The organism is Lentzea indica (genome assembly GCF_012184385.1).
Lineage (GTDB): Bacteria > Actinomycetota > Actinomycetes > Mycobacteriales > Pseudonocardiaceae > Lentzea > Lentzea indica.
On sequence record NZ_VSRL01000251.1, the window covers coordinates 1 to 12841 of the forward strand.

The 12841-nt window shown below is 68.7% G+C and carries 11 protein-coding genes; 7 read left to right on the forward strand and 4 right to left on the reverse strand.

The window, feature by feature from the left end:
- Positions 1-242: 242 nt before the first annotated feature.
- Genes FXN61_RS39910 through FXN61_RS39925 form a run of 4 tightly spaced genes read left to right on the forward strand, consistent with a single transcriptional unit; the run spans position 243 to position 7269 of the window.
- Positions 243-581: a CATRA system-associated protein gene (locus tag FXN61_RS39910; RefSeq protein ID WP_167979078.1), complete on the forward strand. Its 339-nt coding sequence runs from the start codon at positions 243-245 to the stop codon at positions 579-581.
- Positions 556-2082 (forward strand): CATRA conflict system CASPASE/TPR repeat-associated protein, encoded by a 1527-nt coding sequence (locus FXN61_RS39915; protein ID WP_167979079.1) that lies wholly within the window; start codon positions 556-558, stop codon positions 2080-2082. Before FXN61_RS39910 ends, FXN61_RS39915 begins: the two co-directional genes overlap by 26 nt.
- On the forward strand, positions 2063-6235 hold the full coding sequence (locus tag FXN61_RS55940) for a tetratricopeptide repeat protein (RefSeq protein WP_167979080.1): 4173 nt from the start codon (positions 2063-2065) through the stop codon (positions 6233-6235). The genes FXN61_RS39915 and FXN61_RS55940 overlap by 20 nt, the downstream gene beginning before the upstream one ends.
- On the forward strand, positions 6145-7269 hold the full coding sequence (locus FXN61_RS39925) for a CHAT domain-containing protein (RefSeq protein ID WP_167979081.1): 1125 nt from the start codon (positions 6145-6147) through the stop codon (positions 7267-7269). Before FXN61_RS55940 ends, FXN61_RS39925 begins: the two co-directional genes overlap by 91 nt.
- A 123-nt stretch (positions 7270-7392) precedes the next feature.
- Here FXN61_RS39925 and FXN61_RS39930 read toward each other — a convergent pair whose 3' ends face one another.
- From FXN61_RS39930 to FXN61_RS39940, 3 genes are all read right to left on the reverse strand, one after another.
- Positions 7393-8448 (reverse strand): PLL family lectin, encoded by a 1056-nt coding sequence (locus FXN61_RS39930; RefSeq protein WP_167979082.1) that lies wholly within the window; start codon positions 8446-8448, stop codon positions 7393-7395.
- Between the two features lie 171 nt (positions 8449-8619).
- Entirely contained in the window at positions 8620-9105 is a 486-nt protein-coding gene (locus FXN61_RS39935) for an RICIN domain-containing protein (RefSeq protein ID WP_167979083.1), read from the reverse strand.
- 116 nt (positions 9106-9221) lie between these two features.
- Positions 9222-9818 (reverse strand): TetR/AcrR family transcriptional regulator, encoded by a 597-nt coding sequence (locus FXN61_RS39940; RefSeq protein WP_167979084.1) that lies wholly within the window; start codon positions 9816-9818, stop codon positions 9222-9224.
- A 73-nt stretch (positions 9819-9891) separates the two neighbouring features.
- On the opposite strand from FXN61_RS39940, the gene FXN61_RS39945 reads away from it, so the two are divergent.
- From FXN61_RS39945 to FXN61_RS39955, 3 genes are all read left to right on the forward strand, one after another.
- Positions 9892-10356 carry a DoxX-related protein gene (locus tag FXN61_RS39945; protein ID WP_167979085.1) on the forward strand — a complete coding sequence of 155 codons (465 nt, stop codon included), beginning with the start codon at positions 9892-9894 and terminating at the stop codon, positions 10354-10356.
- A gap of 86 nt (positions 10357-10442) precedes the next feature.
- On the forward strand, positions 10443-10781 hold the full coding sequence (locus FXN61_RS39950; protein ID WP_167979086.1) for a hypothetical protein: 339 nt from the start codon (positions 10443-10445) through the stop codon (positions 10779-10781).
- Positions 10778-11155 carry a hypothetical protein gene (locus FXN61_RS39955; protein WP_167979087.1) on the forward strand — a complete coding sequence of 126 codons (378 nt, stop codon included), beginning with the start codon at positions 10778-10780 and terminating at the stop codon, positions 11153-11155. The genes FXN61_RS39950 and FXN61_RS39955 overlap by 4 nt, the downstream gene beginning before the upstream one ends.
- Positions 11156-11170: 15 nt before the next feature.
- Here FXN61_RS39955 and FXN61_RS39960 read toward each other — a convergent pair whose 3' ends face one another.
- Positions 11171-12475: an MFS transporter gene (locus tag FXN61_RS39960; RefSeq protein ID WP_312878361.1), complete on the reverse strand. Its 1305-nt coding sequence runs from the start codon at positions 12473-12475 to the stop codon at positions 11171-11173.
- Positions 12476-12841 lie beyond the last annotated feature (366 nt).

Below are 12841 nucleotides of genomic sequence, written 5' to 3' on the forward strand. Positions count from 1 at the left end.
CGCCGCCACGGCCGCCCCGCCGACGCCGAGCAGAGCTGCCGCGACGAGCGGCAGCGCGAACGCGGCCTTCTGGACGGAAGTCCTCATCGTTCCCCCTCTGTTGATCGTGAGTGCTATCGACACGAGAAGGATGTGGTTCGGCGCTTGCCTGGCGCTTTCCCGACGCTTGCCTCACCGTGGTCAGTCGCTGTTTCGGGTGGATTTCCCCGTCGCCCGCCGGCGATCGCAGTAGTGTTCTGAAGGTGGACGATTCTTTCCGGGAGAGTGAAGTACCCGATCGGCAGATTGTCGCGAACCTGTTGTCGGATGTATTGGGACTGACTTTGTCGGGAGAGGGCTGGCACTCGGTCTCGGCCGCGGTCGCCGACCTGTCCGCCGCGTGGACCGCGAAGGACTCCGGCGCCTGGCGAGGAGCGGCCAAGAAGCTGCGGCGGCTCGGTTCCCGCGCCATCCCGATCGGCGCTGACCTGGAGCTCTCGGGTCCGCCGGACGGCGTTCGGGACCAGATCTCCGACCTCGTGCACACCCTCGGAGCGGAGGAATGGAGCGGGCCGCGTGAGTCCAACGCTCAGCGGGGCTGAGTTCGTCGCACACATCGCGGTCCCCGCCGAGGGGCCTCTGGCTCAGCAAGCCCAGGCCTACCTGCGGCAGGTGTGGGAGAAATGCGGCAATGAGTGGGGAATGACCGCGGGAGTTCCAGGACTGGCCGGAACTGAAATTCCCGTTGATTCCAGCTCTCCGGGATTGCTCGCCGCTCGCAGCCGGCCCGGTGACGGTGTTCATCAAGCAGTGGTGCGCCGCGTTCGCGACCTGGTCTGCCTGAGCGTCGTGCTGGCACCGCCGAGGTCTTCCGCTCCTTGCTGGCGCGAGCTGGACGAGACGTGGACCCGCGTAGCAGGCGAACCACCGCCCGGTGTGATCGGCGTTGTTCGCGTCTACGTGGGCCTGCTGTCGTTCGCGGCGGGGGCACCGGAGATCGGCGTCGAGGCACCGGCGGCCGTGCGGGAGGCAGTGCCGGGTGACTGGACGGGCAGGTGGGAGCGCAGAGGCACGGTCACGTCCACCGGCCTCGGCGTGTGGGAGCCGACTTCAGGAGACGACCGGCTCGAGCGCCGTCTGGTGGTGCTCGCACCGGACGGTCACGACGCCGAGCTGAGCGCATGGACGTGGTCGGACGGCGGCGCCGCATTGCCACCTCTGGCCAACTACCTCCTGCACGCGGCCGTCGTGCGCTACGAGCTCCGCGTGCTGCGCGGCCGAACCGACGTCAAGGCGCGGCGCGAAGCCATGCGGGACGCCACCTCCGAGCTGCGGGCGACGTTGCGCCGGCTCGACACCGCGGGCTCCGCGGTCGACGACGTGCTGCGCGACTGCGTTCTCCTGGAACAGGACGTGGCGGCCGCGACCGAGGTGCTGGGCGCGCTGCGCACGATGTCCCGAACCGTCCAGGTGGCGACCGCGAACCTCGCCGCCACCGCCCCCGAGATCACCACCGAGGGCAGGCCCGGCCTGTTCAGCGACGACCGCGAGGTCGCCACCTGGCTGGCCGCGCGCCTGGACAACGACATCACCTACGTCGAGATCAGCCGCGACACCGCCCGTGACGTGGCCGCGATCGTGGCGCCCGCGGTCGCGCGCCACACCTCCAGAGCCTCGGAAGCCCGCAGCGCACGCGCCCAGCGGTTCGCTCTCCTGCAGGCCGCGGCCGTCGGTGCGGTGCTGATGATCCTGGCTGCCGTGCAGTCGTTCCAGTACAGCGTCGCGCTACCCCGCCCGGTGATGCCTGCCGTGATCTGCTTGCTCGGGGCGTTCGCGCTGTGGTCGGCACTGGTGGCGCTGCAGGTCGCCATGGCAGGCAGATCCGGCCGATGGCTGCCGCGAGCGGTCTCGATGTCGTTCGGCCTCACCGTCGCGGTCGCCGCCTGGGGCGTGACGACGTGGATCACCGTGTTGGTGCGAAGTTCGGCGATGCCGGCGACGACCACGGCCGTGATCACCGCCGGCACCTTCCTGGCCGCCACCGCCATCGCCCTGCTCGTGCAACGCCGACGGAGGACGGACCGTGCGCTCGATTCCCACTGACCTGCCGGAAGGCGTCCGGCTCCTCGTCGCCGCGGAACAAACAGGGGACCGGGACGTTCTGGACCAGGCGATCGCGTGGCTGAGCACGATCTACGAAGCCGGTGAGGCGACGCTGGCGATGCCGACCGGTCGTGCCTACGCGCTGCGGTGGGAATGGCGAGACCAGAACGCGGACGCCGAGAAAGCCGTGGCGGTGCTGTCGACGATCAGCGTTCCCGTGCAGGCAGCCGTCATGGCCCAGGCGATGATCGGCAAGCTGCTCGGACAGCGGTACGAACGCCATGGAGAGCCCGAGGACCTCGACGCCGCCATCGAGACGCTGCAGGCGGTGGTCGCGGCGACACCGCTGGGCAGTCCGCAACACACGGGGAGAACCCGCACCCTGTGCCGCTTTCTGCTCAGGGCCGGGGTGGACCGGGAGTCGGTGGCAGCGCTGGAGACGGCCGCGGAGGCTGCCAGAGCGGCGCTGGCGAGCGCCTTGCCGGGCGACCCGTCCCGGCCCTACCTGGTCGGGACGCTGGGAAGTGCCGAACTGGAGCGGTTCCGCCGCGGTGCGATCGACGACGACCTGCCTGCCATCCGCCTGATCGCGGAGGCCGCACAGCAGGTGACGGAGCCGGGCGAACGTCATCAGGTGTTGCTGGCACTGGGAAACGCGGTGTCGCAACGCACGCGCCGGCTGCGTGACCCGGCGGACGCGGACCACGCGGTCGGTCTGCTGGAGCAGGCCGTGCGGGTGTTGCCTCAGCAGGATCCCGAAGTTCTGGTGCATCTCGGTGTGGCGCTGACGATCCGAGCCGAGCTCACCCTGCGGCCGGACGACATGCGAGACGCGGCCACGACGTTGTCCAACGCGGTTGACCTCGCACCGCCGGGCTCAGAGGTCAGGATGCGCGCCCTGGGCAGCCTGGCCGACGTGCGCAGGCAGCTCGTCGAGATGACGGGAGACCGGGCACAGCTGGACGCCGCGGTGGACATGGCGAACGAAGCGGTGTCGCTCGCCGTGACACACGGAGACCAGCACGCCGTCAGTGCCGCCATGTGCAACCTCGGACTGGCGCTCGTCGTGCGGGCGCGCCTCGACAACAACCCCGCTGATCTCGACCTCGCGCTGAGACACCTCCACGCCGTCGAGGACCAGCCCACCTCGTCCGGCAACGAGGCTCCGCGGCGGAACGCGATCGGGCAGGCGTACCTCGCCAGGTACCCGATGATCGGAGCACCGGAAGATCTCCAGGAAGCCGTGCGGTGGCTGGACAGAGCGTTGTCCGCGCCTCCCGAACCCGCCCCGCAGACCGTGCTCGCGCTCGGCAGGTGTCTGGTGCTCCTCGCGACCAAGCACGAGGATCTCGCCGGTCCCGACGATCTCGATCGCGCCATTTCGTTGCTGCGCAAGGCACACGAGTCCCTCGGTCGCACCGACGACACGGCTGAGGCACTCGGCATGGCGCTGTTCGCGAAGTACCGGGTGACCGGTGAGCACGCGTTGGTGGAGGAAGCGAACCAGCTCCTCGACGGCCGTCTGCAGGCGCACGTGGCACGTCCGTCCGCGGACATCGCCTTCGCAGAGGCACTGGTACGGGGAGGCGCGCTCCTCGACGAGTACAAGGCGACTGGCAGGGGAGCGGTGCTCGACGCGGCGGTGGAGACCCTGCGTGCCGCGGTGCCCGGCGCCGATGAGGACCCTGCGCTGGTCGCCGAGCTGTTCTCCAAGCTGGGGGTCTCGTTGCGGCACCGGTACCTGCGCCATCGGCGTCTGGAGGACCTCGATGAGGCGGTGGCAGCCGGGAAACGGGCCGTTGACGAGGGCCCCGCCGGGGACCACGGTGTGACCGCCTGGCTCGCAAACCTCGCCAACACCTACCGCGTGCGCTTCGAGAACACGCACGACGGCACTGATCTGGACGCCGCGATCGCGTTGTCGAGCAAGGCGGTCGAGGCCACCTCACCGGGGCACCCCCACCACCTGTCCGTCCACACAAGCCTCGCCAACGCACTGATGGTGCGCTACGAGGCGGATGGTCGGCAGGAGGACCTCGACCGGGCGATCGCGTCGTCGCGGATCGCGGCCAGTGGAGACCGGCCCCGCCACCTCGCCAATCTCGGTGCGAAGCTGCTGCGGAGGGAGACGCGAACCGATCTCGAGGAGGCCATCGGCCTGCTGGAGCGGGCGCTGGACCGCTACGACCCGCAGGACCCGGAACGGGCCGGTGTCGCGGCGAACCTCGTTCTCGCGCTGAACATGCGCCGGGACCAGGATCCTCGGCCCGACGACCTCGACGCGATCGTGGACGTCGCCGAGATCGCGTTCGACGCCGCACTGCCTGGACATCCGGCTCGCCTGCACGCGCTGGGCGCGCTGGCCGGTGCGCTCCACGAGCGCTTCCAGCACGATGAGCGACGCGAGGACCTGCACCGCACCATCGGTCTCTACCGCGAGCAGCTGACGTTGCTCGACGAGCGGAGCGCCGACCATGCGAGGGTCCGGTCGGATCTCGGTGTCGCGCTGTACCACCGACATCAGCACGGGGGTGTCGAGACCGACCTCGACGAGGCGATCCGCCTGCTGGAGTCGGTACCCGAGCAGGTCGGCCCGATCGCGCGGATCAACCTCGCTCTCGCCTTCCGGCAACGGTTCCTCGTGACCGGTGATCGCGCGGATCTTCGTGCCGCCGTGCACGATCTCCGCACCGCCGCCGATCGTTCGTCAGGTCCACACCAACGCGGTTATGCACTGTCCAACCTGTCGGTGGTGCTGTGTGAGCTGGCGGAGATCGACGACGACACCGGGATCCTCGACGAAGCCGTCGAGTCCGCGCGGCGAGCCGAGAACCTGCTTGCTCCAGGACATCCTGACCTGGTCGTCGCGGTCACGAACCTCTGTCAGAGCCTGCGAACCCGCTTCGAACGCACCAGCGCGCCGGATGACCTCGACGCCGCGGTCGAGGCCGGTCGGCGCGCGGTGCGGCTGAGTCCGGCGAGTGCGGGTGCCCAGTCAGCGCTGGGCAACGCGTACCAGGCGCGACACGAGTGGAGCGACCAGCTCGTCGACCTGGAAGCGGCGGTCGGTGCGCACAAAGCCGCGCTGGCCGGGTTCTCGCGTGGCCACCCCCTGTTCGCCGGCGCCGCGCACAACCTCGGCAACGTGTTGATGCGGATCTACGAGGTGAGAAGCGACCGCGCGGACCTGGAGGAGTCGATTCGGCTCAGCAGAGAGGCCGTGACCGCCACCGGAGCCGGCGATCCGACTCGTGCGAGCTCGCTGGTGAACCTCGGCATCGCCATGCGCAAGCGGTTCGCCGTGACAGAGGACGGCAACGACCTCTCCGAGGCGATCGGAGCTTTTCGCCAGGCGCTCGACTGCTTCGGCAGGCATCCCGACGAGCCGGTTCGGGCATCCGTGCTGGCGAACCTCGGCAACGCGCTGCGCGACCGGTACGAACGCGTTGGCCTGCAAAGCGACCTGTCCGATGCCATCGACGCGTTCCAGCAGGCGAGAGCATCTCTGCAAGGAACTGCCCGCCTGGCAGTCGTGCTCAGGGCGCTCGGCGACGCCCTGCTCCTCGGCGACCGGCCCGCTCCACACGAGGCGCTGGAAGTCTTCCGTGAGGCGGCCGGTCTTCTGGTCGCGGAGCCCAGGGTGCGGGTGGACGCGGCCAGGGGCTGGGCCGCGCTCGCGCACCGGCTGGGAGACGTCGAGCAGACGGCACTCGGACTGGCCGTCGCCGTCGGCCTGCTTCCGCTCGTGACCTGGCACGGCCTGGACGCGGAAACCCGCACACGGCAACTGATGCGCTACCGCGGACTGGCCGCCGACGCGCGGCGGCAGCGGTGCTGGCCGGACGCCCGGACGAGGCGGTGGAGCTGCTCGAACAGGGCCGGTCCGTGCTGTGGAACCAGGCGCTGCGCTTCCGGTCGGACCTCAGCGCTGTGGCGGCAATCGCACCCGAGCTCGCCCGGACACTGGAGTCCGTCCGCGAGGAGATCAACACCCCGGGGGACAGCCGGGCGACCGTCGACCGCTGGCAGCTCGCGAGGAAGTGGGACGAGGCCGTCCGTCAGGTGCGGCAGATCGACGGCTTCGAGCACTTCGGCGAGCCCGTGCCGTACTCGCGCCTGCGCTCGGCGGCGACCGGGCCTGCCGTCATCGTGAACGTGAGTGTCCTGGGCTGCCATGCGCTCGTCGTCCAAGCCTCGGCGGACCACGCCGAGGCCATCGCGCTGGACGACCTCACCGCGGTGGCAGCGGCGGAACACGCCGACCTTCTCTTCGCGATCCTCGGCCGCCGTCCCGACGTGGTCGTGCCTCCTGAAGACCGCAACCCGTTGTTGTTGAAGATCCTCACGTGGTTGTGGACGAGCACGGTCAGTCATGTCCTCGACCATCCGTCGGTCGCCAGGGCACTGGCCGAAAATCCGAGGATCTGGTGGTGTGCCACCGGATCGATGGCGGTGCTGCCGCTGCACGCCGCCGGTCGCTACGGAGAGGACGGCGCCGCCGACGTGACCGTGTCGGCCAGAGCGGTGTCGTCCTACACCCCGACGCTGAGCGCCTTGCTCCGCTGCCGGGCCGCGGAACGCGACTTCCGCGACGAACCTGCCCGTCAGCTCGCCGTCGGGTTGCCCGAGACCCCCGGAATGACCTCGTTGCCCGCTGTGCGCAGGGAGCTGACCCACCTCAGACACCACTTCCCGAACGGCAGGCAGCTGGTCGGCGAGGACGCGACCCGCGAGGAGGTCCTCGTTTCGCTCGGCAGCTGCTCATGGGTGCATTGGGCATGTCACGGCGAGCAGGACAACGACGACCCGGCGCAGAGCGCGTTCCACGTCTGGGACGGTCCGGTCACCATGTCCGATCTCAGCGCGGTGTCGCCAACCGGTGTGGAGCTCGCGTTCCTGTCGGCCTGCAACACGGCGACCGGCACCACCCGGCTCGTCGACGAGGCACTGCATCTGGCGGCGACCACCCAGCTGCTGGGCTACCCGCACGTCGTCGCGACGCTGTGGAGCATCGAGGACTTCGAGGCTCCTGGCGTGACGGACGGGTTCTACCGTCGGCTGAGCACGACCGGGAGGCCTCGGTCTGCCGGCGCGGCACAGGCTCTGCACGAGTCGATCGAGGAGCTGCGGCGATCCGCTGCCGACGAGCCGCTCGTGTGGGCACCATATGTCCACTTCGGACCGTGAAGGGCCGTGTTGACGGGACGTCGCCTGGGGACAGCTTGATGTGCGAGAGCCGGGACGGGTTGCGAACCCCGTCCCGGCTCTCGTGTTCGTGCCGACCTCGGTCAAGGTTGCGCCGCGCCCACGTCAGCTCAGCTTTCGACAGCCCGTGTCATTGCCCAGCGCGTCGAGGCCACACAGATGAGTCGCACCGAGCTGGTCCGTGAAGAAGATTCCCGCAGTCCCGTTCCAGAACTTTCCGATCGTGGCGCCGCTGCCGTAGCGAGTCTCGCCGACCCGCACCCAGGGCGAGAACTCGTCGGTCGAGCCGACCTGCCTGCTGCGGTACAGGTACCCGTCAGCGGCACGGATCACGACGTCCGAGCCTTCCCGTACTTCGTCGAACGCGGCGGCCGGCGGCAGGTTGGTCTTCGGGTTGTTCAGGGAAGCCCACTCGAGGTTCCCGAAGCCGTTGGTCATGACCTGGCCGTCCGGGGTCGTGGCGAACAGCCGGGTGCCCCGCCGCGGATCCCGCGCACTCACCAGGTGGTTGCCCGCGATCGAGCCGCCCCGGTTGATGAACCTGTTGTTCGGCGTGTTGTCCGCGTAGTGCTGGTACACGGCCGCGCCGACGCCCTGGCGTACCGTCAGCTGGGCGCCTCGGATGATCGCGTTCGCGCGAGTGAGCGTCGGACGGCCGCTCAGTTCGCTGCCACCGAGGTTCTCCCACGGGGAGAACTCGCCGCCGAAGGTGACCTGCCCGCGGTACCACAGTTGTCCCCCGGACACTCCGTAGATCCCGACGGCGTCGTTCTGGTTGTACGAGACCATGGTGACGCCTGAGGGCATGTCCCCGCCCAGCACCTGGAACGCCTTCCAAGGGCCAGCGGCGGATTCCTTGCTGGTGAAGTAAACCCGGCCGCTTTTGACTGCGGCGAGTGATACGCGACCGCTGGGGTGGCTGACGACGGCCACCGGCAGTTGCGCGAAAGCGGTCGATCCCGCCACCACGGTGTCGCGATAGGCACCCGTGCTCGACTTGGCTCGCTGGATCACCTTTCCGTTGTGAACGAAAAAGTGCTGGTACTCATCGGTCGATGTCTCGATGACCGCCGGTGGCTCCGGATTCACGGCGGCTGTGGCCGTTGTAGTGGTGGTCACCAATCCGACGGCCACCGCCACCGCGATGAGCGTTGATCTCATGTGATCCCTCTCTGGGATTGCCTCGTTCTGACGGACAGGGTTGAAGAACCTTCCGTCGATCTGTTCGTGGTTCTCCACTTCTGTCCCAAGTGGACACTCTGCGATGGCGAACCGACGGCGATCCTCTTGACCTTGAGAAGAGCCTGACGAAAGCCCCGAATCGTCGGGAGATCAGGCGTCGATGACGCGGGCGTCGAACGTCCAGCCCTGCTCCGCACGGCCGGTCGCGGTCCACTGCACGATCTTGGCCCCGTTGGCGGTGCTGCCACCGCCGGCAACCGACGCGACCTTGCCGTTCTTGTGGTTGATCAGCAGGCCGTCCGACGGGTTCCACTTCTGCTCGAACGCGCCGTTGCAGCTCCACTGGACGAGCTCGGCGCCGTTGTCGGAGCTGCCGCCGCCGGACACCGAAAGACACTTGCCGCTCTTGCGGTTCTTGAGCTGGTCGCCGACCCGATACCAGAGCTGCTCGCCCTTGTCGTTGCACGTCCACTGCACGATCTTGGCGCCATTGGCGGTGCTACCACCGCCCGCGACGGACATGCACTTGCCGCTCTTGTGGTTCACCAGGTTGTAGTAGGTCGCCGCGGCGGCGGGCGGGGTGATCGCGGCGGCGAGCGCGACGCCCGCGACACCAACGAGAACCGTTCTGGCCAAGCGAATCATCGGACTCCCAGTTTCATGGTCGGCGGGTGCGACCCGCGTCGACAAAGTAGGAGTCGGCGCTGACATGGCGCTGACAGGTGACCTGTGCGGCTGCTTTGCCTGACCTGTCAGGTTTGTTGAAGCTCGGGCGACGCTCGCAAGACCGGCTGGTCGTCGCCGAACAACATCGCCGCCACCCGGTGTGCCAGCTCCTCCGGATCATCACCTGGGGCCAGGTTCCCGGTGTTCCACAAGGTCGCGAACCCGTGCACGATCGACCACGCCGCTACACCCGCCGTCCGCCGATCTCCGGTCCGCTGCTCGCCGAGCGCCTCGACCCCGCCCGCCAGCGCCGCGCCGGCCCGTTCCCTCGCCTCGGTCAGCGCCGGGTCGTCGGTGTGGTGCAGGTCCGGCCGGAACATCACCTCGAAGTGCGCGCGATGCCGCACGGCGAACCGCACGTAGGCCACGCCCAGCTCGACGAACGAGTTCGTCTGCTCGCGGGTGGCGTTGAGCGCGTCGGCCAGGAGCGCGAAGCCCTCGGCGGCCAGCGCCGTGAGCAGGCCGGCCTTGTCCTTGAAGTGGTGGACGGGCCCCGCGTGCGAGACACCGACCCGGCGCGCCAGGTCGCGGAGGCTGACCCCGGCGGGCCCGTGCTCGGTGATCGCGTCCACGGCGGCAGCGAGGACGGCGCGGCGCAGGTCGCCGTGGTGGTAGGGAGGCACCAGCCCATCTTACCGTTGACAAGATGTAATGACACCCTGCAATCTTGTCGGTGACAAGTCAGGGGGTGCGGAGATGGTTCCGCTGATCGCGTTGGTCGTTGTCACGTCGCTGTTGCTGCTCGCAGGGGCGCTGGGGATACGACGCTTGAAGCCGCTACCGGTCGCGTTGCGCGGCGGGCTCGCGGTGATGTTCGTGCTGACCGGGGGAGCGCACTTCATCGGCCTGCGCGAGGAGCTGATCGCGATGGTGCCGCCGCTCCTGCCGGCACCGGGCCTGCTGGTCACCGCGACCGGTGTGCTGGAACTGCTCGGCGCGGCGGCACTGCTGTGGTCGCGGACCGCGGGCTGGTCGGCGCTGGGACTGACCGCGATGCTGGTGGTGATGTTCCCGGCGAACGTGCACAAGGCGCTCAGCGGCCCGGTGCCGTGGGACGACCAACTGGTACCGCGCACGCTGATGCAGGTCGTGTTCCTGGCCGCCACCGTCACCGTGGCGGGGCACTACCTCAGGCGGCGTGAGGGCGTAGTTGTCGCGTAGTGGTGCGGTCCAGGCGAGCGGGCATGTCGTGAACCAACCAGTTGGTGCATTTGCAGCTGTTTGGACTGCAACTACCGTGTTCGGGCATGGCTGGCGGGAATCCGGCACTCAGATCGACCGTGGTCGCGGTGCTGACCCCGGTCGTGGGAACCGCGGTCGCGGTCGCGGTGAACTTCGCGACCTCCGTGCCCGACAACGTGGTGCTCTGGGCGGCGGTCGGCCTGCTCACGATCGTGCTGTCCGTGCTCGCCGCCATGAGTGCCGGGCAGTCGCCGCCTCCTCCCGGGACTCGCCAACGCACGTCCGGTCCGTCGAAAGGGCGTGCGGCCCTCATCGGGTTCGCGGTCTGCCTCGTCATCGTTGCCGTGCTGGTACCGGGCGCCGATATGCCTACGGCTGGGTCACCGGCAACGAGACCGGTGTGAACAGGCTGGCCGAGCCGCGGTCGGTGACCGCGGGCCGGCTGACCCTGTCCGTGGACCGCGTCGAGGTGACCTCTCACTTCACCAAGGTCACGATGACGGTGACGAACGGCTACGAGCGGACGGTGAACCTGCCGGTGTTCGGGTACTCGCAACTGACCAGCGGGACCGTCACCGCGGAAGGAGAACCGTTCCGCAGCAAGTGGAACACGGACGTTCCGCCTGACCAGTCCAGGACCGGCACGGTCGTCTTCGGTGAGCCGCTCGAGCCGTCGGCGACGTCCGTGACGGTCACGTTCACCGTCGTGTTCGGGGTCGGTGAGCCCGGCGGCCCGAACGCGCTGGCGGTGAAGGACGTGCCCCTGAAGCCCGCCTGATGGACAGGTCCTGTTTCAGGTACGAGCCGCAGCAGGGACACGTGTCTCCTGCGCCAGACGCCCGAGCTCCGCCGTCGGACGCGTGAACGTCTCTCGCCCTGTGGCGATCGCCCCCGCGCTCAGCGCGCACACCGCCGCGGTGAAGATCGCGACACCGAACCAGCCGTCGCGGCCGGAGCCGATCGCCGACACCACGCTCGGGGCGAGGCCCGCGATGGCGAACCCGATCTGCGTGCCGATCGCCATGCCGGAAAGCCTGACTTCGGTGCTGAACATCTCGCCGTACAGCGACGGCCAAATGCCGTTGATCGCGGAGTAGGCAACGCCGAACAGCAGGATGCCGAGGGCGAACACCAGGCCGTACGCGCCGATGGAGATCGACCACAGGTACGGGAAGATCAGGATCGCACATGCCCCGCAGCCGGCGAGGAACACGGGTTTGCGGCCGATCTTGTCGGAAAGCCTTGCCAGCAACGGGATCGCGGCCAGGGCGACGACGTTGGCGAGGACTCCGACCCACAGCATGGAAGTGCGTGCCAGTCCGATCGTGTTCACCGCGTAGCTCAGGGCGTAGACGGTGAAGATCGTGCTGACCGAGGCGATGGTGGCCGCGACGACGACCCTCAGGACGTCGGCCCAGTGCGTCCGGAACAACGTCGCGACAGGCAGTTTGGCCACCTTGGTGCGCTTGAACTCCGCGGTCTCGTCGATCTTGCGGCGAATGACGAGGCCGACGACCACGACGATCGCACTGCACCAGAACGGCACTCGCCAGCCCCACGTCAGCAGGTCCTCCTGGGGGAGTGCGGCCACGGGCAGGAAGATCGCCGTGGCGAGGATCTGCCCTGCCTGCGTGCCGCTGAGGGTGAAGCTGGTGAAGTACGCCCGGCGGTGTTCCGGGGCGTGCTCCAGTGACATCGAGTTCGCGCCCGCCTGCTCGCCAGACGCGGAAAGTCCTTGCAGCAGGCGGAGAACAACGAGCAGGACCGGTGCGAGGACGCCGGCTGTGGCGTAGGTGGGCAGGCAGCCGACGGCGAAGGTCGCCACGCCCATCAGCAGCAGTGTGAAGACAAGAACCTTCTTGCGGCCGAAGCGATCGCCGACGTGTCCCAGCACGAACGCGCCCAACGGCCTCGCGAGATAGCCCACGCCGAACGTGGCGAGTGCGAGCAGGGTCCCCGTCGCCGGATCGGCCGCGGGGAAGAAGACCTTGTTGAAGACCAGTGCGGCGGCTGTGCCGTAGATGAAGAAGTCGTAGTACTCGAGGGCGCTGCCGATCCAGGCTGCCAGCGCAGTCTTGCGGGCCATCGAAGTGGTCACGGCGTACTCCTATGTACGACCTAGTTAGTTAACACAAGGTGGGATACGCCACCCTTCCGTGTCAAGAGTTTGTTTCAGCTGGTCATCGCAGAACCCCGGCCGTTCACGGCCGGGAGGAATGCGCTCCGCGGAAAGGTGCGGACGCTGGGAGGTGAGCGTGCCCGAACCCCGGCAACCGTCTCGAACACGCGTTCGGTGCGGTCGGTCGGGTGAAGCTCGTCGTGCAGGTGAAGCTGCTGCCGACCGCCGAGCAGGCGGCGGCGTTGTGGTCGACTCTGCGCGCGTGCAACGACGCCGCCGATGAGGTGTCGCGGGTGGCGTATGAGACCGGCGTGTTTCGTGAGTACGCGCTGCGCAAACCCACCT